The sequence below is a fragment of the Bradyrhizobium sp. Kon58 genome, assembly GCF_055807455.1.
In genome coordinates this window covers 12,635-38,740 of record NZ_JBVVOT010000017.1, presented here as the reverse complement: position 1 = coordinate 38,740, position 26,106 = coordinate 12,635, and the positions used below count along the sequence as shown (strand labels likewise).

Below are 26,106 nucleotides of genomic sequence, written 5' to 3'. Positions count from 1 at the left end.
CAGCGAGCTTTGCTACCGGAATCCGGTCCGCTTCACGTGCCCGGCCGCGACACCTCGGTCTCCTTGCTGGTGATGAATTCCAGCAGCACGGGAACGCCTTCCTGCGTCTTCTGGATGCCGCGCCTGATCGCGGGGATAATGTCCTCAGGTCTTGTCACCCGCTCGCCATAGCCGCCGAAGGCGCGCGCCATCGCGGCGTAGTCGCCGGAAATGTCGGTCGACCGATACTTCTCGGTCGAGACCGGCATCACCTTCAATTCGATCGCCATCGAAAAATTGTTCAGCAGAATCGACATGATCGGGATGCGCTCGCGCACCGCGGTCTCGAAATCCATGCCGGTGAAGCCGATCGCGGCATCGCCCCAGACATTGATGCAGAGCTTGTGGGGCTTGGCGAGTTTTGCGCCCATGGCCAACCCAAGGCCGTAGCCGAGTTGCGTCGTCTTGCCCCAGCCGAGATAGGTGAGGGGCTCGACCGACTTCCAGAACGGCGAGAGCTGGTCTCGCGGGCTGCCGGCATCGTGGGTGATGATGGTGTTGCCGATGTCGACGGTATGCTGCAGGTCCCACAGCACGCGATAAGGACTCAAGGGCGCATCATTGCTGGTGAGCTTCGGCATCCATTTCGCCAGCCACTCCTTGTGCGAGGCCGCGATCTCTGCGGCGACCGCCGAGGCGTCGCGATCCGCGGTGACGGTCTTGCCGATCTCCTCCAGCAGCGCGTCGAGCACGAGCCCGGCATCGCCGACGAGGCCGATCCTGGCTTCGACGTCCTTGTTGAGATGGTTCGGATCGAGTGTGGAGTGGATGATGGTTTTGTCTTTCGGCATCGCGATGCCGAAGCTTGTTTCAGTGAAGGAGCAGCCGATGCCGAAAATGACGTCGGCCTCGGCCAGGAACTTCGGCACCGCGCGCGGCACCGCAAGGCCGCCGGATCCGAGCGAGAGCGGATGCGTTTCCGGAAACGATGATTTGCCCCCAAGGCTGGTCGTCACGGGAATGGCGAGCCGTTCGGCCAGCCGTTTCAGTTGTGGCCACGCCCGCGCGTAGTGCACGCCCTGGCCGGCATAGATCACCGCGCGCTTGGCGTTGACGAGCAGGTGGGCGGCCTCCTTCACATGAACAGGGTCCGCCCCATAGCGGGTGCGCAGCACAGGCGTGTAGTTCAGCGGCTCCGGCACCTCCTCGTTCCACATGTCGGCGGGGATCTCGACGATGACAGGCCCGCCGCGGCCGTTCTTCAGCTTGGTGAAGGCGCGGCGAAAAATGTTGGCGACTTCCGCGGCGAGGATGATCGGCTCGGACGATTTCGAAAACGCCTTCATCGCCTCGCTGGAATTGAAGTTCGGCTCGATATGCGCAAGCCTGCGCTGATAGCCCATCGGCAGCACCAGCACGGGAACGGATTCGCCGTAGCATTGCGCGACGCCGCCCATCGCGTTCTCCGCGCCGGGCCCATGCTGCATGCAGAACGCGCCGATCGAGCGTCCCGACGTCACCCGCGAGATCGCATCCGCCATGTGGATGCCGACGCGCTCCTGCCGCACCATCACGGGCCTGATATCGGCCTTCGCTGCATGCTCGATCAGATGGTTGACCGGATAACCGCAGAGGATCTCGATCCCCTCGCGCTTCATGATTTCCGCAATCGCAGTGCCGAGCTTCATGGCGTCTCTCTCCCTGGGCAGGCCGGTTGGTCCGGCTGATTAGGGGAGAGAGGATCAGGAAATTGGCGGAGGGTAAAGCGTGAGCGCGTGAGAGCTGCGGTAGGTCAGCTATGCAGCGGGCTGCCGTAGCCCGGATGGAGCGCAGCGCAATCCGGGGCCGTGCCACCGGATATCCCCGCGATGAATTTCGCCGCGCTCCATCCGCTACGACCGCTACTTGCAGCTTTGGCAGATCCTCAGCTTGCGTTTCAATGCCTCGTCTTCTTGATCGATCAATTGCTCAGCGGCGCCTTTAGCACCCGGGTCGGCCCTGGAGCCCGTCGCCGTGCGTGATCTCACAGGCGGGACCATCTGATGCGATGTGTCGTTGTCGTCGCCAGTGCCTACGCTGAAGCCATCGTAGTCGGCGGCCGGGTTCGGCGCCGATGGTAGCCCGCCGATCACCGGCGGCGAAGCTTCTCTGATGGATGCCGCCGGCGGAGGTCTGGAATTTTTGGCGCCCGCGTGCGGCGGCGATCCATTGGGCGGAGAAAGCGAAACCGGCGGTGCGGCCGAAGTCTGTCCTCTCGCGCCGTGCTGCGACCAGACACCGACAACGACGAGGCTGAAAGCCAAGAGCATCACGCTTCTCATCCGCATCCTTGCAGCTGGTTGGTCGATTGACAGTATGAAGGGTATCAGGACCCGCATGGTCGTGAAAGCGCCGCAGCCGGGATTTCGCAGCCGGGAGTATGGTTCACAAAGCGTGACCGGCCCGCCGCGCACTCTCCAGCCGCAATGTCAAAGAGGAATTTAACGCTTGGGCCCTAACTTGCGCTCGCCATGAGTGACCAGGTCGTCCACAGCGAGGTTCAACCGTTTTCGGCGCGCGCGGCGCTCCCCTGGCTGGTGGGCCTCGGCATCTATCTCCTGCTGCTGGTCGCCGGGCCGCGGCTGCTCAGCGATCCCGACACCTATTCCCACATCGAACTCGGACGCTGGATCGTCGCTCACGGCACCCTGCCGACGAGCGACCCGTTTTCGTTTTCGAGGCATGGCTCGCCCTGGATCACCTTCGAATGGCTCTCGGAGATCATCTACGCCGGCGCCTACACTCTGGCCGGCTGGCCAGGCGTCGTCGCCATCGCCGCGGCGGCGATAGCGCTGGCCTTTGGCCTGTTCACGTTCTTCCTGCTGCGCGAGCTGTCGCCGACCCAGACGCTGCTCATGGTGATCGCGGCCGTCATCCTATTGGCGCCGCATATGCTGGCGCGGCCACATGTGCTGGTGCTGCCGCTGATGGTGATCTGGGCGGGCGCGCTGGTGCGCTGCATGGACCGTCGGGAGCCGCCGCCATATTGGGCCCTGCCGCTGTTGATCGTCTGGGCCAATCTGCATGGCAGCGGGGTGCTGGCGCTCGGACTGATCGGCCCCGCGGTGCTGGAAGCGTTGCTGGGCGAGGGACGACGCGAATGGCCGCGCGTGATCCTGCGCTGGCTGCCTTTCACGCTGCTCGCCATCGCAGCGTCCTGCCTGACTCCCCATGGGCCGGAGCCGCTGCTGATGCCGTTGACGACACTTGGCCTCGGCCCGGCTCTTAATTGGATCGCGGAATGGCGGCCGCAGGATTTCGGCCATATGCGAGGTTTCGAGTTGCTGCTGCTGGCGGGTCTCTTCGCCCTCACGCGCGGCAGGATGAGGTTGCCGGTCCTGCGGGCGCTGGTGCTGATCGGCCTGCTCCATTTCGCGCTGGCACAAGTCCGCAACGCGGATCTGCTGGCGCTGCTGGCGCCGCTCTATCTGGCGGCTCCGCTGGGCCGGACCTTCGGCGGGCCGAGCGGCGGTGGTACGGCCGGCGCGTCGCGCGGCCTGAGCTTGGCCGCTCTGGGTGTGTTGATCGTGGCGAGTGGGGTGGCGCTGGCCCGTGACATGCGGCCGGCTCCGGTCATCACGCCCCATTCCGCAATCGCCGAGGCCAATCTCGCCAAGGCGGGGCGTGTGCTCAACGACTATTCCTTCGGTGGTTATCTGATCTTTGCCGGCATTCCCACCTTCATCGATGGTCGTGCCGAACTCTATGGCGGCGCGTTCATCGACCGCTACAATCGTGCGCTGACGCTGCTCGATCTCGGCGACTTCCTCCGGTTGCTCGACGACTACAACATCGATGCGACGCTCCTCGAGCCGCAAACACCGGCCATAGCGATGCTCGACCGGCTGCCCCAGTGGCAGCGCGTCTACAGCGACGATGTGGCGGTCGTTCACAAGCGGCGGGATGCGCCGCAAAGATAAGCCAGGGCGTATCTAACCCGAGGCGTCGCCATCCGGGCAACAACTCCGGTCAGGCGGGCCATCGAGTCACTCGTTGGCGGCGCGGACCGCGGGTGCAGTGACCGATTCGTTGCGGTCGAAACCGGCTCGCGTCTGCACCACATAGAGCGGACGGCGTTTCACTTCGGCGTGGATGCGCCCGACATAAAGTCCGACGATCCCCGTCATCAGCATGTTCATTCCACACAGCAGCGACAGCAGCACGACGGTCGACGACCAGCCGGTCACGAGATGACTGTCGTTGCTGAGCCACATCAGGACCACCCAGCCGCCGTAGAGCATCGCCAGGCCGGAGACCGTCAGGCCGCACCAGATGGCCAGGCGCAGGGGCAGGTCGGAAAAGCCCAGCGCGGCGTTCATCGCGAGCCGCACCATCTTGAACAGCGGATATTTGGTCTCGCCTGCTGCTCGCTCGAGGCGGTGGAAGGTGACCTCGGCCTGCCGGAAGCCGAGCCAGGCGATCATGCCGCGTACGAAGCGGTCCTGCTCCGGCATCTGACGAAGCGCGTCGAGCACCTTGCGATCGATCAGGCGGAAGTCGCCGACATCGGCAGGGATGCCGACCGACGACATCCTGCCGAGAACCCGATAGAACAGATGCGCGGTCGCACGCTTGAACCGGCTTTCGCCGTCGCGCGACAGGCGGCGGGCGTGCACGATGTCGTTGCCGTCCCGCCACTTTGCGATCAATTGCTCGATCACTTCCGGCGGATCCTGTAGATCCGCATCCATGACGATGATCGCTTCACCCTGCGCGGCATCCATACCGGCGGTGATGGCGATCTGGTGCCCGAAATTGCGTGACAGGCCGATATAGCGGAAACGGGGATCGCGCGCGGCAAGCGCGCGTAGCACGATCGAACTGGAATCGCTGCTGCCGTCGTCGACGAAGATTGCCTCGGCCGGCCCGTCGAGGCGGGACAGGACCAGGTCGAGCCGGCGCAGCAGCACCGGCAACACGGCTTCCTCGTTGAACACGGGGATGACGAGGCTGTAGCGAATCGACTGGAGACTGGCCGCCATGCGATGTCCATTCAATGCAGGAGCAGTCTACAGCGGCGGTGGTTAAGGTGGACTTGCTGCGATTGCTGAGGGCCGGATCGGGCAGCCCGAAGCCCTGGGCGGAGCGGGGCGGTGATGTCCGATTAACCACGCTGGGCGGCCGGAACGCCGGTCTTGGTGCTGCTGCGGATCTTGTAGAGAACATAACGCTCCGATGCGTCCAGCGTCTCCAGCAGACCCGGCAGCGGGTTCGGCGTCGGCGCTCCAAGCACGTAGAGATAGTCGAAATCCTGGTACCAGGTGCGGATCGATGGCGGGATATCCGTCGTCGGCTGGCTCGTCGCGATCGCCGTGAGCAGACCTGACGGCACCAGCCCGCCGTCGCGGATGGCAAGGCGGCGCTCGGCCTCGCCGACCCGCACGGGCTGCTTGCCCACTTCCGTGAATAAATTGGCCACGAACGCGTCGGCATAGTGAACGGCCAGCGTAGGCGCATAAAACATCGGATATGAGGTGAGGTCGGCGAAGGGCGGGTCTCCATTGTCGTCCGTGCTGGCGACCAGGATGCGCGAGCCGCGATCGATTTTGTGGAATGACGCGACGATGGCCGCATAGTCGGTGCGGTAAGGCAGCCACACCGCGAGCACGACGGCGAGGTTGATCAGGATGACGCTACTGATCGCGGCGAGCGCTGCCATTCTCCATGCCCGGCTGGGTAGCGTCAGCGAGCAGAAGGCAGGCAGGATCAGAGCCGCAGCGGGAATCACGCGCAGGTCGACGAACGAGGTTCCGAACAGCTTCGAGGGAATGACGACGTAGAGCAGTGCGAAGCCGATCGCGAGCCAGATTCCGGCTGCTTCGAGCTTGAGGACGCCGCGTCTTGCGGCGAAGAACAGCGAGATCATCAGCGTAAGCCCGGTCGCCGCCGCGACCGTCAAATTGTAGCCGTTCATGATGCGCAACGGCCAGATGGGCTTGAATCCGAAGAACCAGTTCGTTCCTTCGGTTCCGATCGATCCCGCCGTCATGCGCATGATCCCAAACAGGGCAAGCGCCGGTATGGCCAACGCGGCGAGCCGCGCGGCGGCGACACCGTACGATATTCGCCCATGGCGGATGCGCGAGAGCTCGTAAACGCCAAGCGTCGCGCCATAGATGCCGAGGGAGAAGAAATGCGCCGTAAACAGCGCAGCGACGAAGACCATGTTGACGACGAAACGCAGTGGCCATGGGCGTTCCGCGAGCATCAGATAGAGCGCGATGCCGCAGAGAGCGAGGCCCAGTCCGAACTCGAAATTCACGAAGCCCCAGCTGAACGGCAGACAGTAAAGGAAAGCGAGCGCCGCAAAGCCGGCGAGATGGACCCGTCCCTTCCGGGCCCATTCGAGCAAAAGCGCGCCTCCGACGATCAGCAATTGGCTCAGGAGCAGAAACAGCCGCGTGGCGTTCTCGACGCTGATCAGCCGCGCCATTTGCGGGACCAGCAGATCCATTCCAAGGTTGGGATAGAATGCCCAGGCCACTTCGTAATACGGATTGGCATTGGGAGTGCCGTTCTGGCTCAAAATGTACATCCGGGCGAGGTGATTGGGATAGTCGACCATCGCGGGGATAGGGGTCAGCAGCACCGGAAGAAACGATAGGGCCGCCAGGACAGCAAGAACGGTGATCGCCACCGATCGGTCCGAGCCAAGACGAGCCCGGATTGTCGAGGTCGGCTTGTCGGAAGGAATCATGTCATCGGGCCGCTGGAGTTTGAGCTTACGCTCTACGACGGCGCAACCGCACGACACAACGCCATAATGTGAACTTCGCGAAAATCAAGCTGGGGTCGCGCCGCATCGGAAGGAGGAGCCCGTCATCCGGCGTGCTGCACGCGGACTCGTGCTGATGAGATTGCGGCGCGCCGGCTATGCCGGCTACTTCACCGCCGCGCTGATCGAGTTGAACTTGCCGCTCAGGAGTGCGCCGCCCGTGTTGTTCACGGCCGTGATGATCGCGAGCGCGATGCCCGTGGCGATCAGACAATACTCGATGGCGGTGGCACCATTTTCATTGGCAAGAAATGACTTGAGCAAAGTCATCGTCAACTCCTGTTCATCCGTCCAACCTAGGCTGGTGCCGTTTTCGGAATGGTAAATTGATTCACTAATTTTTCGCGGGCGCGTCAAAACGCAGGTGGGTGGTCCTCACCTGCCGTTTGATATGGTGTCATCGATTGACTTAAGGTTTCGTCACCCAATTCGGACGCATTTGGCGATGTCGTCATCCCGTCTCAGGACGAGATCTGACGTTCCGGCGCGATCTTGCCGGGGCGTTTCAGCACCGCTGCCAGGCGTCCGACCAGATAGCTCACCGCGCACGGCTGCGCCCGCGCGGGGCTGCCGGCGAGGCTTTCTTCCTCGGCGGCGTCGTTGACGATGCCGATGTAGTTCTTTCTGGCGTCCTGCTGCTGCACGAGCCTGCAAATCCCGGGTTCATTCGAGGGGCGACCATGCTGCGCAGAGCGAGAAGCGTCGGTTAATTTTGTCTTCCGTAGGATTACGTGCCGCCCCCGCGACTGCGGGCAGACGCTGAAAGCGCGGGCTTGGCTTAACGGATTGTTGAGCCTGTTCTCGACCGGGGTGCAAAGCTCAGTCGCGCCGAGCGTCCGCATTCAGCGCCCGCAACACCGCGATGCGGGCGAACATCGTCCAGCCGCCGCCGGTCTCGGCCGCGTTGATCAGGGTTTCGATCGCGGTCTGCCAGTGGCTGGCATGCTGCGTATCCTCGGGCAGTCGCATGATGTGATCGGCAGCTTCTTGCAGCGTCCGCAGCTTGCGCCCGCCACGTAACGAAATGGGGTCGTCGAACGCAGTCGACCAGGGCATGTCAGGTCGGCCGATCGACGAGGGGAGGCATCACGGCGTCGTCGCTATGCGATGGTTCTAGCCGGCCTTCTTCGCCCGCGCCGGCGCGCGCACTGGCTTGTCGGCCTTCTTGGGAGCGGCTTTCGCAGCAGCGTCCTTGCCGCCCTTGCCCGCGATCGGCAGCAGCATCTCGCGCTGGCCTTCGACGCGCTTCTTCGGCTTCTTGCCCTTGACGGCGTCCTTGCTCACGTCCTTGGCCACCTTCGCCGCGGGGCTTGCGTCCTTCTCGTTCGCGATGCTCTTCTTCAGCGCGTCCATGAGGTTGATGACGTTGCCGCCGGTCTTGGGCGCGGCCTTTGCTGCGATGGGCGCGCCGCTGCGCTTCTTGTTGATGAGGTCGATCAGCGCGGTCTCGTAATGGTCCTCGAACAGCTCGGGCTCGAACGCGCCGGACTTCTTCTCGACGATGTGCTTAGCAAGGTCGAGCATGTCCTTGGTCAGCTTCACGTCCTGGATGTCGTCGAAATAGTCCTTCTCGCCGCGCACCTCATAGGGGTAGCGCAGCAGCGTCCCCATCAAGCCGCTCCCGAGCGGCTCCAGCGCGATGATGTGCTCGCGGTTGGTCAGCACCACGCGGCCAATCGCGACCTTGTCCATGCTCCGGATCGTCTCGCGGATCACCGCAAAGGCGTCATGGCCGACCTTGCCATCGGGCACGAGATAATAGGGGCGGATCAGATAGCGGCTGTCGATGTCGGTCTTCGGTACGAACTCGTCGATCTCGATCGTGTGGGTGGAGTCCAGCGCGATGTCGTCGAGCTCGTCCTTGGTGACCTCGATATAGGTGTCGGTGTCGACCTTGTAGCCCTTGACGATGTCCTCCGAGGTCACCTCGTCACCGGTCTCGGCGTCGACCTTGAGGTACTTGATCCGGTGGCCGGTTTTGCGGTTGATCTGGTTGAACGAGACCTTCTCCGTATCCGAAGTGGCCGGATAGAGCGCGACCGGGCAGGTCACGAGCGACAAACGCAGAAAACCCTTCCAATTGGCGCGGGGGGCCATGGGCTACTCCAAACGCAACGGGGACAGAAGACGAAGATACCATCGGGGAACAACGAATCATAGCAAGGCGGATCGCTGAATCTTGCAACTGCGTTAACCGGCCGCCCGGTGCCCGGTTGCAACCTGATCAGGCCGCAAACGCCGGAACATCATATCCCATCATGCGTTGGCACGAGACATTCCGCCGCGAGCAGTCGCGGCCATGCGACGCGACAGCCAGAATTGAGGTCACCATGGCAACCACGCGAGACCAACGTCAGATCGTGGAAACTCCGACCGAGGCGCGCCAGGGCGAGCCTGGGCCGTCGGTGGCGGCGCTGCTCGCCATATCGACCGGGCTTGCGATCCTGATCCTCGCGGTCATCTGGTTCGTGTTCTTCCGGACCTGATCGGCAGATCGAGCGGACGGTTCGCACCTTCCGACTCGCCGCGTACCGCGGCACATTGCGCCCGCCAGGCCGCCGGTTCGTCCGGTGGCCTGGCGGGCGCAATGCGTTTTGCGCGAACTGGTTGGATATGACCAAAAAGTAACGCGGCCGGTTCCCCGTGTTCATATTCAGTTCACGCCGGAATTGCTCATCTGTGCGGGTGTTCATGCGGCCTAGTTCTGGAGAGAAGCGTGCGCCTGCTCGTCGTTGAGGACGACCCCGATCTCAATCGCCAGCTCACCAAGGCGCTGACCGACGCCGGCTATGTCGTCGATCGCGCCTTCGACGGGGAGGAGGGGCATTATCTCGGTGACAACGAGCCCTACGATGCCGTGGTGCTCGACATCGGCCTGCCGAAGAAGGACGGCATCTCGGTCCTGGAAGCCTGGCGGCGCAACGGCCGCACCATGCCGGTCCTCATCCTCACCGCGCGCGACCGCTGGAGCGACAAGGTCCAGGGCTTTGATGCCGGCGCCGACGACTACGTTGCAAAGCCGTTCCACCTGGAGGAGGTGCTGGCGCGCATCCGCGCGCTGCTGCGCCGCTCCACCGGCCATGCCCAAAGCGAGCTGAGCTGCGGCCCCGTCACGCTCGATACCAGGACCGGCCGGGTCAGCGTATCGGGCAATCCCATCAAGATGACGTCGCACGAATATCGGCTTCTGGCCTACCTGATGCATCATTCGGGGCGCGTCGTGTCCCGCACCGAGCTGGTCGAGCATCTCTACGACCAGGACTTCGACCGCGACTCCAACACCATCGAGGTCTTCGTCGGCCGCATCCGCAAGAAGCTCGACGTCGACATCATCCAGACTGTCCGCGGCCTCGGCTATCTCCTGACCCCGCCGCCCCCCGGCGCTTGAATCGTGGTGTCTCGAACGGTCTTGTCTAGACGTATCTTGGCTTGACGGGCGGCCCGGCAGAGGCCTTGTTCGGGTCATGAGTTCCGACGCCATGCCACCCCGCGCCTCCGGGATCATTCCGATGCCCGCCAGCTCGCTCGCGAACCGCCTGTTCCTGTCGGCGACCGCGTGGCTCGTGGTGATCCTGGCCATCACCGGCGTAGTGCTGTCGTCGGTCTACAAGAACGCCACCGAGCGCGCCTTCGATCGCCGGCTCAATCTCTATCTCCGCACATTGATCGCCGAGGTTGCCACCCCCGACGAGCCCCCGGACCGCCAGTTCCAGTCGCTCGGCGAGCCTCTGTTCGAACTGCCGTTGTCCGGCTGGTACTGGCAGATCACGCGGACCGACACCGAAAAGCCGGAGGTGCGCTCGTCGCGCTCGCTCTGGGACAAGAAGCTGCCGAAGCTGGAAGAGCAGGGCACCGAGCTTACCGCCGCGGGCATCCGGATCGCTTATGTCGACGGTCCCGAGGGACAGAACCTGCGCATGGTGGAGCGGCCGGTCGATCTCGGCGCGGACGGCAAATTTCTCGTCAGTGTCGCCGGCGACGACACCGAGATTTTCGACGAGACGCGCAGTTTCGATTACTATCTCGGCGGCACCTTTACCGCGCTCGGCATCGTGTTGCTGCTGACCACCGTGTTCCAGGTCCGCTTCGGTCTCGCGCCGCTCAAGCGCATCTCCGAATCCATCGCCGACATCCGGTCCGGGAGGGCGGAGCGGCTCGAGGGCGAGTTCCCGGTCGAGATCGCGCCGCTGGCGCGCGAGACCAACGCGCTGATCGACGCCAATCGCGAGATCGTCGAGCGCGCCCGCACCCATGTCGGAAACCTCGCCCACGCCATCAAGACGCCGCTCTCGGTCATCGTGAACGAGGCTGGCGCGCATGCCGCCGATCCGTTCGCGGCAAAGGTGATGGAGCAGGCCGACGTGATGCGCGACCAGGTCGCCCATCATCTCGAGCGCGCGCGCATCGCGGCGCGGGTCTCGGTCGTCGCGACGGTGACGGAGGTTGCACCGGCCATCGAGGCATTGCGGCGGACCATGGAGAAGATCCACCGCGGCCGCGGCATCGTGGTCGAGGCCGAGGCCGATCCGTCGGCGAAATTTCGCGGCGAGCGGCAGGATCTGGAGGAGATGGTCGGCAATCTCGTCGACAACGCCTGCAAATGGGCGGCCTCGCGGGTCTTCATCGAAGTTCTGGTGGAGGCGCCGCATCAGGCGAGCGCCGGTCCGCGGCTGCATATCATCGTCGACGACGACGGCCGCGGCCTATCGGAGGCCGAGCGTACCCAGGTCTCACGGCGCGGCCAGCGGCTCGACGAGTCCAAGCCCGGATCGGGGCTGGGGCTGTCGATCGTGACCGAGCTCGCTGCGCTCTACGGCGGCAGCCTCTCACTCGGCCGCGCGCCGACCGGGGGCTTGCGGGCGGAGCTGGTCCTCCCCGGAATATAATCCCTTGTTCCGACGCGACTATTTGACCTGCAGCAGCACACCGATCCGGACGAAACCAGGGGTATTCGGAGCGACTTCCTAAACGGCTTCTTAAGCGGGCCCACCTATGATCGAGCAGGACGGATCCCACGTCCGCCATTTTACCGTTCATTACCCGGGCGCATGAGCCAGACATCGATCGAGCGGCTGAGGGAATATCTCGCGCAGCTCCCGCCGCAGGCGCAGGCACTGCTGATGCGGGAGTTCGAGCGCGCGCTCGAGCGCGGCCAGGACACGGCCGTCGCGATCCTCGTGCTCGACCAGCTGCGCAAGATTGTCCGCAAGACGGAAGCCGACGCGGCCCCACCGCCGCGTACGGACGACCTGTCGCGGCTGCTGTTCCAGGTGTTGGAACCCTTCCTGGTCGAAGCAGGCGTCCCGATCCGGGCCGGGCAGATCCGCCGCTCCTCGCTGGCTCCGATCTGGCAATGGCTCGGCCGCGACGGTGCTCCGGCCAAGCTGAGCGAATTCGAGGCGGCGCTGGCACGCATGCCGGCCGACAGCGCAGGGCAGGTCGAAGCGCTGGCCTCGAAGCTCCAGGCGGTCGCCGCGGATGCCATCTTCGAGCTGACGGGACCGGGCGGGGGTGACAAATCGCGTGCGCTCGCACGCGTTGGTCCGCCCAACGTGATCGAGGATCTCTATTCGACCGGGGCGGTGCTCGCGGTCCGCGACGCCATCGCCACCTTGAACGAGAAGCTGCCGCGCTCTTTGCGCGCCTTCGGCGATGCTCAGATCGCCTCGGTGACTGCCGCGCTCAACATTCCCGTCCTCCAGACACCGCAGATGCTGCCCTTCGCGCTCTCCATCGTCGTGCAGCGGATGACCGCGCCGTGGCAGATCATCCGCCTCGCCATCAAGATTGCCGCGTCCGACGACGAGATCCGTGTCGCGGCAACGCCCTATGGCGTCGCCGTCACGATGGCGCTGCATGATCTGTCTTGCGTGGCCGCCATCCTGCGCATGGACATCAAGCGCGGCCATTTCGACAATGTCGCCGGCAGTCTCAAGACGCTGCACGACGGCGTCCGGGGCCTGCGTACCGAGCTCGACCTGCGCAACGATTCCGCTTGGGGCAAGCAGTTGACCTCGATCCGGGCCGACATCTCCAACGCGCTGCAATCCGAGATCGACAGTGTTCCCGGCCGCGTCCGCCGCATCCTGCGCCAGCGCGCCGAGAAGGACATTCCGCCGGGCGCGCGGATCGACAGCACCGAGGTCGAGGAAACCGTGGCGCTGATCGATTTCGTCGCGACCTGTCGCAACTATGCGAGCGAGCTTGCGATCAACGAGGTGACACTGCGCACCTATTCCGACCTCCAGCAATATGTCGAGCGTTCAACCGAGCAGCTGGTGCAGTCGCTGCGCGGCGCCGATCACAAGGTCCGCACCTATCGGCAGCAGCAGGTGCAGGCCGCGATCCGCTTCTGCCAGGTGCTGTTCGGCGATGATTATGCCTCGCTGATGAGCCGCGCCGCGGAGAACGCGGCCACGGGCGAGCGCAAATCGTCGCGCGCGAGCTGATCCAGGCGCATATTTCAGTAGTCACAATTTCAGGTTGACGGTGCCCATGTCGGGCCCTACGGTCGCCGTGCAAATTTTGATATTTCTATCTGTGGGCGCATGAAATCCGTTATCAGTTCCATCGAAATCGAGAATCGCGTCGTCGTTGCCAAATATCAAAGGCTGATGGTCGGCGCGAAGGTGGTGCTGGTCGAGAAGGCAAGCGGTCGGCAGCTTCCTGAGACCGTCACCAGGGTTGCATCGCCCGTTCCGGTCGGGGCGTTGCGCATCAGATTGCCCGACGCTATCGAGCCGGGAACATACTTCCTGAAGGCCTTCAACGGGCATGGCGAGGACGCCGCCCAAAGCGCGGACTTCGAGATCAGCTAAGCCGTTGGATTTTCACCATTTCGGGACCGTGCGCGGTCGCGCCGAATTGACAATTGTCAATTGCCGCATCGTCCGGCCGTGGTGTAAAGCCACCTGTGGGCGCGGCTTGCGCGCTGCCGGAAGCTTGCCAGATGACGCTATGGTTCGTGTTCGCGCTGATGACGGTCGCGGCGATCTTCGCCGTGCTTTTGCCGCTCGGCCGTAGCGGACGCACGCAAAATCAGGGCAGCGAGGTCGCGGTCTACAAGGACCAACTCGCCGAGATCGAGCGTGATCTTGCCGGAGGGCTGATCGCAGCGCCCGAAGCGGAGGCCGCGCGCGTCGAGGTCAGCCGCAGGCTGCTCGCGGCGGCCGGCAGCGAGCCCGCAACGGCACCGAATTCCAGCCTCAAATGGCGCCGCGCAGCGGCCGTGCTGGCTCTTGCCGGCCTGCCGCTGGTTGCGATCAGCGTCTATGTCCCGCTCGGCTCGCCTAGGCTTCAGGATTTTCCACTGGCGCAGCGGGAGCGCGGATCCGGGTCCGGCATGGCGCAGTCGCTCGAGAATCTGGTCGTCCAGGTCGAGCAACATCTGGAAAAGAATCCGACCGACGGGCGCGGCTGGAACGTGATCGCGCCCGTGCTGGAGAGGCTTGGCCGCTTCGACGACGCCGTGCGCGCCTATCGTAACTCGCTCACCTACAATGGCGAGAGCGCGGAGCGCCGGTCCGATCTCGGCGAAGCGATCTCGGCCGCCGCCGGTGGCGTCGTGACCGCCGAGGCCAAGACCGAGTTCGAGCGCGCGCGGGCGCTCAGCGCCGACGACCCCAAGGCGAACTATTTTCTCGGTCTCGCCGCCGAGCAGGACGGCCGCAAGGACGATGCCGCCAATATCTGGCGCGCGCTGCTGGCGAAAGCGCCGGCGGATGCGCCGTGGCGCCCTCTGGTGCAGACCTCGCTCGCCCGGGTCGGCGGCGGTGGCGCGACGATGCCGGCGCTGTCGGATGAAACCCTCGCAGCTTCCAAGGACATGAAAGAGGGCGATCGCAACGCGATGGTTCGCGGCATGGTCGAGCGGCTCGCCACGCGCCTCAAGCAGAACGGCGACGACGTCGAGGGTTGGCTGCGCCTGGTGCGCGCCTATCTCGTGATGGGGGATCGCGACAAGGCGGTGGGGGCATCGACCGATGCCCGCCAGGCAGTTGCCAACGATGCAGCGCGGTTGCGCCAGCTCGATGAAGGCCTCAAGACACTCGGGCTCGACGGATGACGATGTCACGACGAGACGGGCAGGGAATGGATACGCCATGACGCGCAAGCAGCGACGTATGACCATCATCGGCGGCTCGCTTGCCGTGCTCGCGCTCGCCGCCGCGCTGGTGCTCAACGCACTGCGCGACTCCATCGTGTTCTTCTCGACGCCGACCATGGTCGCCGAGAAGCACGTTGCGCCCGGCAAGCGGTTTCGCCTCGGCGGCCTGGTGCAGCCCGGCTCGCTCCAGCGCGGCGACAATCTCGCAGTGACCTTCGAGGTCGCCGACGGCGGCGCCAAGCTTCCGGTCGCCTTCAAGGGCATTTTGCCCGACCTGTTCCGGGAAGGGCAGGGCGTCGTCGCCGAAGGCGCGCTCGACGCCGATGGCGTGTTCAAGGCCGACACCGTGCTCGCCAAGCACGACGAAACCTACATGCCCAAGGACGTCGCCGATACCCTGAAGAAGCAGGGGCACTGGAAGGATGATTACGGTGCCAAAGCTTCCGATGGCGTCAAGGCTTCAGATAGCGTCAAGCCTGGGGCCACGACCGCACAGGGCAATCCGCAGGGAGCAGTGCGGTGATCGCGGAGTCAGGACATTATGCACTGGTGCTGGCGCTCGGACTGGCACTGATCCAGTCCATCGTGCCCCTGATCGGCGCGCGACTGCGCGATGACGCGCTGATGAATGTGGCGCGGTCCACCGCGTTGGCGCAGCTTCTGTTCGTCGGTGCGTCGTTCATCGCATTGGTGATGCTGCACGTAGAGTCGGATTTCTCAGTTGCCAACGTCTACGAGAATTCCCACTCCATGAAGCCGCTGCTCTACAAGATCACCGGCGTGTGGGGAAACCATGAAGGTTCGATGCTCTTGTGGGTGTCGATCCTCGCGCTGTTCGGCGGATTGGTCGCGGCCTTCGGCAATAATCTGCCGCTGTCGCTGCGCGCGCATGTGCTGGCCGTACAGGCGTGGATCGCCAGCGCCTTCTATCTCTTCATCCTGGTGACCTCTAATCCGTTTCTGCGCATCGCCAACCCGCCGATCGAGGGACGCGATCTCAATCCGGTGCTTCAGGACATCGGTCTCGCCGTGCATCCGCCAATGCTCTATCTCGGCTATGTCGGCTTCTCGATCTCGTTCTCCTTCGCGATCGCGGCGTTGCTGGAGGGGCGGATCGATGCCGCGTGGGCGCGCTGGGTGCGGCCGTGGACGCTGGTCGCCTGGATCTTCCTGACGCTCGGCATCGCCATGGGCTCGTACTGGGCCTATTACGAACTGGGTTGGGGCGGCTGGTGGTTCTGGGACCCGGTCGAGAACGCCTCGCTGATGCCGTGGCTTGCAGGAACCGCGCTGCTGCATTCTGCTTTGGTGATGGAGAAGCGCAACGCGCTGAAGGTCTGGACCATTCTCCTGTCGATCCTGACCTTCTCGCTATCGCTGCTCGGCACCTTCCTGGTGCGCTCGGGCGTCATCACCTCGGTGCATGCCTTCGCGACCGATCCAACCCGCGGCGTGTTCATTCTCCTGATTCTCTGCCTGTTCATCGGGGGCAGCCTGTCGCTGTTCGCGGGGCGCGCGACCTCGTTGAAGCAAGGCGGCTTGTTTGCGCCGATCTCGCGCGAAGGTGCGCTGGTGCTGAACAATTTGCTGCTCACGGTCGCCTGCGCGGTGGTGCTGTTCGGCACGCTCTATCCGCTGGCGATGGAGATGCTCGCCGACTTCAAGATGTCGGTCGGTGCTCCGTTCTACAATCTCACCTTCGCCCCGCTGTTCACGCTGTTGCTGCTCGCCGTGCCGTTCGGGCCGATGCTGGCATGGAAACGCGGCGATCTGCTTGGCGTCACCCAACGTCTCCTCGCGGCCGGCGTTGCCGGGCTTGTCGCCGTTGCCATGGTTTGGGGCTGGGCGCTCGGCGGCAGCGCGCTGGCGCCATTGGCGATCGGACTTGGCGTCTTCGTCATTGCCGGCGCCGCGACGGATCTGGCCGAACGAACCGGCTTGTTCCGCCTGCCGTTCGCGACGACGCTGCATCGTGCCCGCGGTCTGCCGCGCTCGGCCTGGGGCTCGGTATTTGCGCATGCCGGCCTCGGCGTCGCGCTGATCGGAATCGTCTGCGAGACCACCTGGAACAGCGAATATATCGCCACGATGAAGCAGAACGACGTCGCCCATGTCGCCGGCTATGACGTCAAGCTGGACGGCCTGTTTCAGCGCCAAGGGCCGAACTTCCACGAGATGATCGCCGAGTTCAACGTCAGCAGTGACGGCGAGAAGCTCAGCGTGATGACGCCGTCCAAGCGCAGCTTCACCACCCGCGGCTCCTCGACTACCGAGGCCGCGCTGCTGACGCGTGGCGCCAGCCAGCTCTACATCTCGCTCGGCGACGCCACTGCCGAGGGCGCCATTGCCGTGCGCATCTATCACAAGCCGCTGGTGCTGCTGATCTGGTGGGGGCCGGTGCTGATGGCGTTCGGCGGCGTGCTGTCGCTGTCGGACCGGCGCCTGCGGGTGGGTGCGCCAAAACCGGCGCGGGCAAAGCAGCGCCTGCAGCCGGCGGAGTGATCTGATGCGCCGAATGATGGTCGCGTTCATCGCGCTGGTGCTGCTGGCCTTGCCTGCGGCGCATGCCGTGCAGCCCGACGAGATCATGTCGGACCCTGCAAAGGAGTCGCGTGCACGCGACTTGTCGCGCGAGCTGCGCTGCATGGTCTGCCAGAACCAGTCGATCGACGATTCCGATGCGCCGCTCGCGCGCGATTTGCGGCTCCTGGTGCGCGAGCGCATCGCGGCCGGCGACAGCAATTCGCAAGTGCTCGATTTCCTGGTTGCGCGCTACGGCGAGTTCGTGCTGCTCAAGCCGCGCTTCGAGCGCCAGAACATGCTGCTGTGGCTGCTCGCGCCGCTGCTGCTGCTTGGCGGCGGCCTGGCGCTATGGCTGCAAATCCGCCGGCGCTCGCGAAATGGTGCAGACCTACCGGCTCCGCCGCTCACGCCCGACGAGGAAGCGCGGCTCGCCGCATTGATGGCGGATGAAGCCAAGTCTCACTAGCTACGTTGCTGCGCGCAGAAGCCGGCGCTGCGCGGGCGTTCCCGGAACTTCGTTAAGTTCCTACAGGTTCAGTGCTTTCGGCCGCGATAAACTGCCGCATCCGCATTCTGCGTTCATTACAAAAGTTTAACCCCGCCGCCAGCGCACGGTAAGGCGGCAGCCCCCATCTTCAGGTCCGTAAGGTGCCGCCGTCAGGCGCCAAATGGATTTCAAGGCCCTGGAGATCTCTGCATGACCGACCGTTCCGACCTCTCGAACCTTCCGTCCTACCGGCAGCCCCGCCGGTCCGTTTTCTCGGCCCGCAAGATCGCGCTGATGGCCTCGGTTGTCGCCGGCCTCGGCGCCGCCGTCTACGGCTTCGGCACGTCGACCTCGCCGGCCGACCTGTTCTCGAGCCCGGCGCATGCACAGGTCAACAACGAGGTCCGCAAGGTCGAACGCCCAATTGGTTTCGCCGACATCGTCGAGCGCGTGAAACCGTCGGTGATCTCGGTGAAGGTCAACATCAAGGAAAAGACCGCGAGCAATGACGACGGCGATGACGCGCAGTCGCCGTTCCAGCCGGGCTCGCCGATGGAGCGATTCTTCCGCCGCTTCGGCGGTCCGGATGGCATCCCGGGCCTCAAGGGTGGCGGCGGTCGTGGCCGCGTCGTGCAGGGCCAGGGCTCCGGCTTCTTCATCTCGGCTGATGGCTTCGCCGTGACCAACAACCACGTGGTCGACGGCGCCGACAAGGTCGAGGTCACGACCGACGACGGCAAGACCTACACCGCCAAGGTGATAGGTACCGACCAGCGCACCGACCTCGCCTTGATCAAGGTCGAGGGAAGCTCGAACTTCCCGTTCGCGAAGCTTGCCGACGGCAAGCCGCGGATCGGCGACTGGGTGCTCGCGGTCGGCAACCCGTTCGGCCTCGGCGGCACCGTGACTGCCGGCATCGTTTCGGCCAGCGGCCGCGACATCGGCAACGGCCCCTACGATGATTTCATCCAGATCGACGCGCCCGTGAACAAGGGCAATTCCGGCGGTCCGGCCTTCGACACCAACGGTGAGGTGATGGGCGTCAACACCGCGATCTACTCGCCTTCCGGCGGCAGCGTCGGCATCGCGTTCTCGATCCCCGCCAGCACCGTGAAGAGCGTGGTGGCGCAGCTCAAGGACAAGGGCTCGGTCAGCCGCGGTTGGATCGGCGTGCAGATTCAGCCGGTGACATCCGACATCGCCGACAGCCTTGGCATGAAGAAGGCCGAAGGCGCGCTGGTTGCCGAGCCGCAGGCGAATGGTCCGGCGGCCAAGGCCGGCATCGAGTCCGGTGACGTGATCACGTCGGTCAACGGCGAATCGGTCAAGGACGCCCGCGAGCTCGCCCGCACCATTGGCGGCCTGGCGCCCGGCGCGACCGTGAAGCTCAACGTGCTGCACAAGGGCCAGGACAAGGTCGTGAACCTCACCCTCGGCCAGCTGCCGAACACGATCGAGGCCAAGGCCGACATCGACAAGGACAGCGGCAAGGGCGCGAGCCGCGGCACCGACGTGCCCAAGCTCGGCATGACCGTGGCGCCCGCCGATTCCGTGGCCGGCGCCGGCAAGGAAGGCGTCGTGATCACCGAAGTCGATCCAAAGAGCGCCGCAGCCGAGCGCGGCTTCAAGGAAGGTGACGTGATTCTCGAAGTCGGCGGCAAGAGCGTGAGCACCGCCGGTGAAGTCCGCGACGCCATCAACACGGCGCGGACCGACAACAAGAACAGCGTCCTGATGCGGGTGAAGAGCGGCGGCCAGTCGCGCTTCGTCGCCGTGCCCATCGCCAAGGGTTAACCAAGGGCCAGGCCTCAGGAGGCCTCCGAGATGAAGGGTGTCGCCGGCATCAGTCGCCCCCGCCGACGGCGCCCTTCGGGGGAGCAGCGCAACGTTTGCTTCCCCTGTCTACCTTCCGGTGGAATACGCCCCCCTCCGTCGGAAGGCCTAGGGCGGTGAAGTCCCCCCAGCTTCACCGCCCGCCTTTTTCTCGATGCCAGAGTCTCTCACTCGGCTTGCATGCGATTGCCGCTCGCGCCATGTTTAGAGAAGGTTCACTCCCTTGACCGTTGCCGAACGCACGATGCGCCTCCTCATCATCGAAGACGACCGCGAATCCGCCGACTACCTCGTGAAGGCGTTTCGCGAGGTCGGGCACATTGCCGACCACGCCGCCGACGGCGAGGAAGGCCTCGCCATGGCCGAGAACGGCGACTACGACGTGCTGGTGGTTGACCGCATGCTGCCCAAGCGCGACGGCCTGTCGGTGATCGGCGCGCTCCGCGACAAGGACGATTCGACGCCGGTGCTGATTCTCTCCGCGCTCGGCCAGGTCGACGATCGCATCAAGGGCTTGCGCGCCGGCGGCGACGACTATCTGCCGAAACCCTATTCCTTCGCCGAGCTGTTGGCCCGGGTCGAGGTGCTGTCGCGCCGCCGCGGCGGTCCGGCCGAGGACACACTGTACCGCGTCGGCGATCTCGAGCTCGACCGGCTCTCCCATCGTGTCGCGCGCGGCAAGGACGAGCTGACGCTGCAGCCGCGCGAATTCCGCCTGCTCGAATATCTGATGAAGCATGCGGGCCAGGTGGTGACCCGCACCATGCTGCTGGAGAACGTCTGGGACTATCATTTCGATCCGCAGACCAACGTGATCGATGTGCACATTTCACGGCTGCGTTCCAAGATCGACAAGGGTTTTGAGCGGCCGCTGCTGCACACGATCCGCGGCGCGGGATACATGATCCGTGACGGCATTCGGTAAACTCGTCCGCACCACGGCATTCCGGCTGACGCTGGTCTATTTGCTGTTGTTCGCGATGTTCGCGGCCTCGCTGCTGGCCTATTTCGCCTGGAATACGCGGCGGCTGATCACCGAGGAAATCACGCAGACGGTCAATGCCGAGACCTCGGAGATCAACGAGATCTACGGCCGCCGCGGCTTGGTCGGCCTCGTGCGCGCGATTGAGTACCGGGCGCTGCGGCCGGGGGCCAACCTCTACCTCGTGACCACGCCGACCGGGCAGGCGATCGCCGGCAATGTCGGCTCGCTGGCGCCCGGCGTGATGGCGACGCGCGGCTGGTCGGAGACGGCGTATCGGCGCATCGAGGATGCGGACGAGCGCGACCATCGCGCCCTGGTGCGCGTCACCGAGCTCGAGAATGGCTTCCGGCTTCTGATCGGGCGCGACCTCGCCGAGCGGCGGCGCCTGTTCGGCATCGTCGCCAAGGCCGCGCAATGGTCGGTGCTGATCGTCGTGGTGCTTGGCCTGGGCGGCGGGATCTTCGTCGCGCGCAGGGTGCTCAGGCGCATCGACGCGATGAGCGGCACCGCCCATCGCATCATGACCGGCGATCTCAGCGAGCGCCTGCCGGTAGGACGCAGCGGTGACGAGCTCGACCGCCTCGCCGAAAACCTCAATGCCATGCTGGAGCGCATCGAGGCACTGATGGCGGGGCTGAAGGAGGTCTCCGACAACATCGCCCACGATCTCAAGACGCCGCTGACACGCTTGCGCAACCGCGCCGAGGAGGCGCTGGCGAAATCAGGCAGCGAGGCCGATTACCGCGCCGCGCTGGAGCGGACCATCGAGGAATCCGATGGCCTGATCCGCACCTTCAACGCGCTGCTGATGATCGCGCGCGCCGAGTCCGGGCAGGCGCGCGGCAACATGGACGATTTCGACGCGGCCGATGTCGCACACGGCATCCACGAGCTCTACGAGCCACTGGCTGAAGACGACGGCATGACCTTGAAGGTCAGGTGCGAGCCGACGCCGGTTTACGCCAACCGCGAGTTGATCAGCCAGGCCCTCGCCAATCTTGTCGAGAATGCGATCAAATACGGCAAGCCGGTCGCGCTAACAGGTGGAACCGTGGTCAGCCTCGATTCAAGGCAGATCACGATCGAGGCGAAACGCGAGGGCGACCAGGTGCTGCTCAGCGTCACCGATCGCGGCCCCGGTATCCCCGAGGCCGACCGCAAGCATGCCGTCGAGCGATTCGTGCGGCTGGAAGCCAGCCGCACGCTGCCTGGATCCGGCCTCGGCCTCAGTCTCGCCTCCGCGGTCGCGACATTGCATGGCGGTGAGTTGAGGTTGGGTGACGCCCAGCCCGGGCTTGTCGCCACGCTGGTGCTGCCGGCGCGCGCGGGGGCCAGCGACAGGGTTGCTCCGCCAATGCAGGATGTGCCACAGAAGGTGGCATGAACCATTCCGCGCCGGGAAACGCGGACAAGCATGGTGAGAGACTCGCCGCACGCTTCGCGGAGGCTCCCCATATTGCCGCTTCCGTCACCGACCAAGGACGTTTTGAAAGCTGGCTGGCCGAGCTCGAGCCCGCGCAATTCACCCGTCTTGAAGCGCTGCTGGCTCACCGCTTCGCGCGCGACGTCCTGGCCGGCATCGCGGAATTCTCGCCTTATCTGTTCGAGCTGCTGCGCGCTGATCCGCAGCGCCTGATCCGGCTGCTGGAATGCGAACCGGATGCGCATCTCGCCACGCTGGTCGCGGAGGCGAACGGCGCGGTGCTCGCGGCATCCGACGAAGCCGAGGTGATGCGGCTGCTGCGCCGCATGAAGGCGGAGGCCGCGCTCCTGATCGCACTGTGCGACATCGGCGGGGTCTGGCCGGTGATGCGGGTGACCGCAGCGCTCACCGATGTCGCAGTGTCCTCGGTGCGGGCGGCGCTTCAGTACCTGCTGCGGCAGGAAGCCGCACGCGGCAAGCTCTCGCCGCCCAATCCCGAGGCGCCGGAGGAGGGCTGCGGGCTGATCGTGCTTGCGATGGGCAAGATGGGCGCAGGCGAGCTGAACTATTCCAGCGACATCGATCTCATCGTGTTTTTCGATCCCGACAATACGACGCTGGCCGCGGATATCGAACCCCAGCCATTCTTCGTGAGGATGACGCAGGGGATGGCACGTATTCTCCAGCAGCGTACCTATGACGGCTACGTCTTCCGCGTCGATCTGCGCCTGCGTCCCGATCCATCCTCGACGCAGGTGGCGATTTCGCGCGATGCCGCGCTGAACTATTATGAGCGGGAAGGGCGTACCTGGGAGCGCGCCGCGATGATCAAGGCGCGCGCCTGCGCCGGCGATCCCAGGGCGGGCGAGGCGCTGCTCGCGGAGATCGCGCCCTTCGTCTGGCGCAAGCATCTCGACTTCGCCGCGCTTGCCGACGTTCACGACATGAAGCGGCAGATGCAGACCTATCGCGGCCAGAGTGAGGTCGCGGTCGAAGGGCATAACGTGAAGGTCGGGCGCGGCGGAATCCGCGAGATCGAGTTCTTCGCCCAGACCCAGCAATTGATCGCCGGCGGGCGGCATCCCGAATTGCGCGTGCGGCCGACGCTCGCCGCACTCGGCGTGCTTGCTTCCAGCAATTGGATCACGATTGCGGCGCGTGACGAGCTGACCACGGCGTACCAATTCTTGCGCCGGGTCGAGCATCGGCTCCAGATGATCGCAGACGAGCAGACCCACACGCTGCCCGAGGACAAGGAGGCGGTCGAGCGTTTCGCCTGGTTCTTCGGCTATCCGGATCGCGAGGCTTTTGCCCGCGACCTCTTGCGCCAGCTCGAGATCGTCCAGGGTCACTACGAAAAACTGTTCGAGGGCGACGATCCGACCGGCACGGCCAAGCTGCCGGCGCTCGACTACAGTGCGGGTCCCGACGATCCGCGGCTGCTTCAGTATCTGGCCACGCTCGGCTTCAAGAAGCCTGCCGCCGTCGCGCAGACCGTGCGTGACTGGATCACCGGCGAGTACCGCGTGTTCCGCGTCGAGGCGACGCGAAACGCTTTCGTCGAATTCGTGCCGGCCCTGATCGACGGTCTCGCTCATGCCGAGGAGCCGGATCGGGCCGTCGTGGCGTTCGACCATTTCCTTGGGGCGCTCCAGCGCGGCGGCCGGCTGATCACGCTGCTCGGCCAGAACCGCGATCTCGTCGCGCTCGTGGCCCTGGTGCTGGGCGCAGCGCCCCGGCTCGGCGAGATGCTGGCGCGGCAGCCGCAGCTCATGGACGGCCTGATCGATCCGCGCTTCTTCGGCGCCATGCCCGACCGGCAGGAATTGTCGGGGCGGCTCGCGACCACCGTGCAGGATGCCGGCTCTTACGAAGAGTTCCTCGACCGCCTGCGTCTGTTCGGGCAGGAGAGCCTGTTCCTGATCGGCACGCGCATTCTCTCCGGCACCGTCTCGGCGCAGCAGGCGAGCACGGCCTTTGCCGACGTTGCCGAGGGCATCGTCCATACCGTGCATGGTCTCGTCGCCGACCGCTTCGCTGCCCAGCATGGCCGGATCAGGGGGCAGGAGAGCGCAATCATCGCGATGGGCCGGCTCGGCAGTCGCGAGATGACCGCGTCGTCCGATCTCGACCTGATCCTGCTTTACGATTTCGACAGCGACAATCCGGACTCCGACGGTGCGAAGTCACTGCAAGGTGCGCATTACTTCGCCCGCTTCACCCAGCGCCTGATCAGCGCGTTCACGACGCGCACCAATTACGGAGTGCTCTACGAGATCGACATGCGGCTGCGCCCCTCGGGGCGCGCCGGCCCTGTGGCCTCGAGCCTCGTCTCGTTCGCGGACTACCAGGCCAACGAGGCCTGGACCTGGGAGCACATGGCGCTGACCCGCGCGCGCGTCGTGTCGGCTTCGCCCGAATTCCGGGAACGGATCGAGCGCGTCATCCGCGATGTCCTGACCCGTCGCCGCGATCCCGCAATCACCGCCAACGATGTTGCCGACATGCGGCGTGCGATTGCCCAGGAGAAGGGCGAGGCCGATTGCTGGGATCTCAAATATGCCGCCGGCGGCATGGTCGACATCGACTTCATCGCGCAATATCTCCAACTCGTGCATGCGCACGAAAAACCGGAGATTCTCGACGTCGGCACCACGCAGGTGCTGGACAATGCATGCAGGCTCGGCGTGCTCGCGCAATCGGAGACCGAGATATTGCGTGCCGCGGCGCGGCTCTATCACGACCTGACGCAGATCCTGCGGCTCTGCGTCAGCGACCGGTTCAAGCCCGAGACCGCCGGCACCGACCTCTTGCGCGTGATGGCACGCGCCGGCGACGCGCCGCATTTCTCCTCGCTGGAGGCGCGCGTGAAGGAGACGCAGAGCGAGGTGCGGCGTGTCTTCAGGGCGCTGCTGGAAGGGACGTCGTCGGCTTCAGCGAGGTGAGCGCCTCCCGCACATTCGGCTCCAGGCCCTCGCCGCCGGCGTCGAGATGGGCGAAGATCGCGCGCTTCATCCGCGGGTCCCAGAATTTCTTGATGTGGTCGGCGATCCCCGGCACGGCCTTGTCGTGGCCCTGGCTCCGAAAGAACGTGCCGATCTGGTTGGCCATGTAGATCAGGCGGTCAGGCGACATCGGCAACCTCCGTGGCATGGCGGGCGACAACCCGGCCGCCATGCGAAAACACTTCGAACCCGTCCTGGCGGGCAATGGCAATCAGCGTGATGCCGGCGGCCTCCGCGGTGCGCACCGCAAGCGCAGTCGGCGCAGAGACGGCGACCATCACCGGCGCGCCGATGGTGGCGGTCTTCTGCACCATCTCGACCGAGACGCGGCTCGTCAGCAGCACGATGCCGCCGCTTGCAGCCGTGCGGCTGCGCGCCAGCGATCCGGCGAGCTTGTCGAGCGCGTTGTGGCGGCCGACGTCCTCGCGCAACGCGACGATACCGCCGGCAGGCGTCCAGAACGCGGCGGCGTGAACGGCGCGGGTCTGCAGATTGATCGATTGCAGCGGTGCGATGGCTTGCATCGCCGCCATGACCTGCTCGGGCGTAAACGTCTGTCCCTGCGGCACGACGGCTGCTGGCCTCACCGCTGCGGCAATCGAGTCGATGCCGCAGATGCCGCAGCCGGTCGGACCGGCGATGTGGCGGCGGCGCTCGCTGATGCGCGCGGCATTGTCGGGCGCCAACCACATGCGCAGCTCGATGCCGTCGTCGAGACGGACGATTTCGAGCGACTTGATGTCATCGACGGATTTGATGATGCCTTCGTCCAGGCTGAAGCCGACCGCGAAATCTTCGAGGTTCTGCGGCGTTCCCATCATGACGGCGTAGGTGCCGCCATTGTAGGTCAACGCCAGCGGCGTCTCCTCCGGGATCAGCCGCGCTCCTTCCGACGCGACACCGTCGCGCCAGCTCTCGCGGTCGATGGCCTGGACCGGCACGTGCATGCC

Annotated in this window: 24 protein-coding genes; 14 read left to right on the top strand and 10 right to left on the bottom strand. The window is 65.0% G+C overall.

Going from position 1 to position 26,106, the window contains the following annotated elements:
- Nucleotides 1-32: 32 nt before the first annotated feature.
- Together AC0L20_RS25000 and AC0L20_RS24995 are read right to left on the bottom strand one after the other, a co-directional pair.
- Nucleotides 33-1,688 carry a thiamine pyrophosphate-requiring protein gene (locus tag AC0L20_RS25000; RefSeq protein ID WP_473293531.1) on the bottom strand — a complete coding sequence of 552 codons (1,656 nt, stop codon included), beginning with the start codon at nt 1,686-1,688 and terminating at the stop codon, nt 33-35.
- Between the two features lie 192 nt (nt 1,689-1,880).
- A complete protein-coding gene (locus tag AC0L20_RS24995; RefSeq protein WP_473293356.1) occupies nt 1,881-2,300 on the bottom strand; it encodes a hypothetical protein in 420 nt (139 codons plus the stop codon).
- A 189-nt stretch (nt 2,301-2,489) separates the two neighbouring features.
- On the opposite strand from AC0L20_RS24995, the gene AC0L20_RS24990 reads away from it, so the two are divergent.
- Nucleotides 2,490-3,938 carry a hypothetical protein gene (locus AC0L20_RS24990; protein WP_473293352.1) on the top strand — a complete coding sequence of 483 codons (1,449 nt, stop codon included), beginning with the start codon at nt 2,490-2,492 and terminating at the stop codon, nt 3,936-3,938.
- A 66-nt stretch (nt 3,939-4,004) separates the two neighbouring features.
- Here the strand turns inward: AC0L20_RS24990 and AC0L20_RS24985 are convergent, their stop codons facing one another.
- The 6 genes from AC0L20_RS24985 to ku form a co-directional block, all read right to left on the bottom strand.
- Nucleotides 4,005-5,000: a glycosyltransferase family 2 protein gene (locus AC0L20_RS24985; protein WP_473293349.1), complete on the bottom strand. Its 996-nt coding sequence runs from the start codon at nt 4,998-5,000 to the stop codon at nt 4,005-4,007.
- Between the two features lie 122 nt (nt 5,001-5,122).
- A complete protein-coding gene (locus AC0L20_RS24980) occupies nt 5,123-6,715 on the bottom strand; it encodes a hypothetical protein (protein WP_473293347.1) in 1,593 nt (530 codons plus the stop codon).
- 183 nt (nt 6,716-6,898) lie between these two features.
- Nucleotides 6,899-7,063, bottom strand: a complete 165-nt coding sequence (locus AC0L20_RS24975; protein ID WP_456765145.1) for a Flp family type IVb pilin — start codon at nt 7,061-7,063, stop codon at nt 6,899-6,901.
- A gap of 191 nt (nt 7,064-7,254) precedes the next feature.
- Nucleotides 7,255-7,437, bottom strand: coding sequence for a hypothetical protein (locus tag AC0L20_RS24970; protein ID WP_473293345.1), 183 nt, complete (start codon nt 7,435-7,437; stop codon nt 7,255-7,257).
- A gap of 175 nt (nt 7,438-7,612) precedes the next feature.
- Complete coding sequence (locus AC0L20_RS24965; protein WP_473293343.1) at nt 7,613-7,849, bottom strand: hypothetical protein; 237 nt, start codon at nt 7,847-7,849, stop codon at nt 7,613-7,615.
- Between the two features lie 57 nt (nt 7,850-7,906).
- Nucleotides 7,907-8,890: a non-homologous end joining protein Ku gene (gene ku, locus AC0L20_RS24960; protein ID WP_473293341.1), complete on the bottom strand. Its 984-nt coding sequence runs from the start codon at nt 8,888-8,890 to the stop codon at nt 7,907-7,909.
- A gap of 233 nt (nt 8,891-9,123) precedes the next feature.
- On the opposite strand from ku, the gene AC0L20_RS24955 reads away from it, so the two are divergent.
- From AC0L20_RS24955 to AC0L20_RS24895, 13 genes are all read left to right on the top strand, one after another.
- A complete protein-coding gene (locus AC0L20_RS24955) occupies nt 9,124-9,279 on the top strand; it encodes a hypothetical protein (protein WP_007593402.1) in 156 nt (51 codons plus the stop codon).
- Between the two features lie 230 nt (nt 9,280-9,509).
- Nucleotides 9,510-10,181: a response regulator transcription factor gene (locus tag AC0L20_RS24950; protein ID WP_027569117.1), complete on the top strand. Its 672-nt coding sequence runs from the start codon at nt 9,510-9,512 to the stop codon at nt 10,179-10,181.
- 121 nt (nt 10,182-10,302) lie between these two features.
- The gene (locus AC0L20_RS24945) at nt 10,303-11,679 is read left to right on the top strand and encodes an ATP-binding protein (RefSeq protein ID WP_473293338.1); all 1,377 of its coding nucleotides are present in this window, start codon (nt 10,303-10,305) and stop codon (nt 11,677-11,679) included.
- 162 nt (nt 11,680-11,841) lie between these two features.
- Nucleotides 11,842-13,242 carry a hypothetical protein gene (locus tag AC0L20_RS24940; RefSeq protein ID WP_473293336.1) on the top strand — a complete coding sequence of 467 codons (1,401 nt, stop codon included), beginning with the start codon at nt 11,842-11,844 and terminating at the stop codon, nt 13,240-13,242.
- Nucleotides 13,243-13,341: 99 nt separating this feature from the next.
- The gene (locus AC0L20_RS24935; protein ID WP_456765139.1) at nt 13,342-13,611 is read left to right on the top strand and encodes a hypothetical protein; all 270 of its coding nucleotides are present in this window, start codon (nt 13,342-13,344) and stop codon (nt 13,609-13,611) included.
- Between the two features lie 131 nt (nt 13,612-13,742).
- Nucleotides 13,743-14,858 (top strand): c-type cytochrome biogenesis protein CcmI, encoded by a 1,116-nt coding sequence (gene ccmI, locus AC0L20_RS24930; RefSeq protein ID WP_473293333.1) that lies wholly within the window; start codon nt 13,743-13,745, stop codon nt 14,856-14,858.
- Nucleotides 14,859-14,895: 37 nt separating this feature from the next.
- Entirely contained in the window at nt 14,896-15,423 is a 528-nt protein-coding gene (gene ccmE / locus AC0L20_RS24925) for a cytochrome c maturation protein CcmE (RefSeq protein WP_473293330.1), read from the top strand.
- Complete coding sequence (locus AC0L20_RS24920) at nt 15,420-17,402, top strand: heme lyase CcmF/NrfE family subunit (protein WP_473293327.1); 1,983 nt, start codon at nt 15,420-15,422, stop codon at nt 17,400-17,402. The genes ccmE and AC0L20_RS24920 overlap by 4 nt, the downstream gene beginning before the upstream one ends.
- 4 nt (nt 17,403-17,406) lie before the next feature.
- Entirely contained in the window at nt 17,407-17,889 is a 483-nt protein-coding gene (locus AC0L20_RS24915; RefSeq protein ID WP_473293325.1) for a cytochrome c-type biogenesis protein, read from the top strand.
- Nucleotides 17,890-18,120: 231 nt separating this feature from the next.
- Nucleotides 18,121-19,704 carry a Do family serine endopeptidase gene (locus AC0L20_RS24910; protein ID WP_456765134.1) on the top strand — a complete coding sequence of 528 codons (1,584 nt, stop codon included), beginning with the start codon at nt 18,121-18,123 and terminating at the stop codon, nt 19,702-19,704.
- Nucleotides 19,705-19,987: 283 nt separating this feature from the next.
- Nucleotides 19,988-20,668: a response regulator transcription factor gene (locus AC0L20_RS24905; RefSeq protein ID WP_035969420.1), complete on the top strand. Its 681-nt coding sequence runs from the start codon at nt 19,988-19,990 to the stop codon at nt 20,666-20,668.
- Nucleotides 20,652-22,112 carry a sensor histidine kinase gene (locus AC0L20_RS24900; RefSeq protein ID WP_473293322.1) on the top strand — a complete coding sequence of 487 codons (1,461 nt, stop codon included), beginning with the start codon at nt 20,652-20,654 and terminating at the stop codon, nt 22,110-22,112. Before AC0L20_RS24905 ends, AC0L20_RS24900 begins: the two co-directional genes overlap by 17 nt.
- Nucleotides 22,109-25,096: a bifunctional [glutamine synthetase] adenylyltransferase/[glutamine synthetase]-adenylyl-L-tyrosine phosphorylase gene (locus AC0L20_RS24895; RefSeq protein WP_473293320.1), complete on the top strand. Its 2,988-nt coding sequence runs from the start codon at nt 22,109-22,111 to the stop codon at nt 25,094-25,096. The genes AC0L20_RS24900 and AC0L20_RS24895 overlap by 4 nt, the downstream gene beginning before the upstream one ends.
- On the opposite strand, the gene AC0L20_RS24890 is transcribed toward AC0L20_RS24895, so the two are convergent.
- Both AC0L20_RS24890 and fdhD read right to left on the bottom strand, forming a co-directional pair.
- Nucleotides 25,053-25,286, bottom strand: coding sequence for a formate dehydrogenase subunit delta (locus tag AC0L20_RS24890; protein WP_473293318.1), 234 nt, complete (start codon nt 25,284-25,286; stop codon nt 25,053-25,055). The two genes, AC0L20_RS24895 and AC0L20_RS24890, sit on opposite strands and share 44 nt — an antisense overlap.
- Nucleotides 25,276-26,103: a formate dehydrogenase accessory sulfurtransferase FdhD gene (gene fdhD, locus AC0L20_RS24885; RefSeq protein WP_473293316.1), complete on the bottom strand. Its 828-nt coding sequence runs from the start codon at nt 26,101-26,103 to the stop codon at nt 25,276-25,278. Before fdhD ends, AC0L20_RS24890 begins: the two co-directional genes overlap by 11 nt.
- Nucleotides 26,104-26,106: the final 3 nt, after the last annotated feature.

Coding starts and splice junctions, on each gene's coding strand:
- AC0L20_RS24995 (WP_473293356.1), bottom strand. CDS start 2,300: ATGAGAAGCGTGATGCTCTTGGCTTTCAGCCTCGTCGTTGTCGGTGTC.
- AC0L20_RS24990 (WP_473293352.1), top strand. CDS start 2,490: ATGAGTGACCAGGTCGTCCACAGCGAGGTTCAACCGTTTTCGGCGCGC.
- AC0L20_RS24985 (WP_473293349.1), bottom strand. CDS start 5,000: ATGGCGGCCAGTCTCCAGTCGATTCGCTACAGCCTCGTCATCCCCGTG.
- AC0L20_RS24980 (WP_473293347.1), bottom strand. CDS start 6,715: ATGATTCCTTCCGACAAGCCGACCTCGACAATCCGGGCTCGTCTTGGC.
- AC0L20_RS24975 (WP_456765145.1), bottom strand. CDS start 7,063: ATGACTTTGCTCAAGTCATTTCTTGCCAATGAAAATGGTGCCACCGCC.
- AC0L20_RS24965 (WP_473293343.1), bottom strand. CDS start 7,849: ATGCCCTGGTCGACTGCGTTCGACGACCCCATTTCGTTACGTGGCGGG.
- ku (WP_473293341.1), bottom strand. CDS start 8,890: ATGGCCCCCCGCGCCAATTGGAAGGGTTTTCTGCGTTTGTCGCTCGTG.
- AC0L20_RS24955 (WP_007593402.1), top strand. CDS start 9,124: ATGGCAACCACGCGAGACCAACGTCAGATCGTGGAAACTCCGACCGAG.
- AC0L20_RS24945 (WP_473293338.1), top strand. CDS start 10,303: ATGCCCGCCAGCTCGCTCGCGAACCGCCTGTTCCTGTCGGCGACCGCG.
- AC0L20_RS24940 (WP_473293336.1), top strand. CDS start 11,842: ATGAGCCAGACATCGATCGAGCGGCTGAGGGAATATCTCGCGCAGCTC.
- AC0L20_RS24935 (WP_456765139.1), top strand. CDS start 13,342: ATGAAATCCGTTATCAGTTCCATCGAAATCGAGAATCGCGTCGTCGTT.
- ccmI (WP_473293333.1), top strand. CDS start 13,743: ATGACGCTATGGTTCGTGTTCGCGCTGATGACGGTCGCGGCGATCTTC.
- ccmE (WP_473293330.1), top strand. CDS start 14,896: ATGACGCGCAAGCAGCGACGTATGACCATCATCGGCGGCTCGCTTGCC.
- AC0L20_RS24915 (WP_473293325.1), top strand. CDS start 17,407: ATGCGCCGAATGATGGTCGCGTTCATCGCGCTGGTGCTGCTGGCCTTG.
- AC0L20_RS24910 (WP_456765134.1), top strand. CDS start 18,121: ATGACCGACCGTTCCGACCTCTCGAACCTTCCGTCCTACCGGCAGCCC.
- AC0L20_RS24905 (WP_035969420.1), top strand. CDS start 19,988: ATGCGCCTCCTCATCATCGAAGACGACCGCGAATCCGCCGACTACCTC.
- AC0L20_RS24895 (WP_473293320.1), top strand. CDS start 22,109: ATGAACCATTCCGCGCCGGGAAACGCGGACAAGCATGGTGAGAGACTC.
- AC0L20_RS24890 (WP_473293318.1), bottom strand. CDS start 25,286: ATGTCGCCTGACCGCCTGATCTACATGGCCAACCAGATCGGCACGTTC.
- fdhD (WP_473293316.1), bottom strand. CDS start 26,103: ATGCACGTGCCGGTCCAGGCCATCGACCGCGAGAGCTGGCGCGACGGT.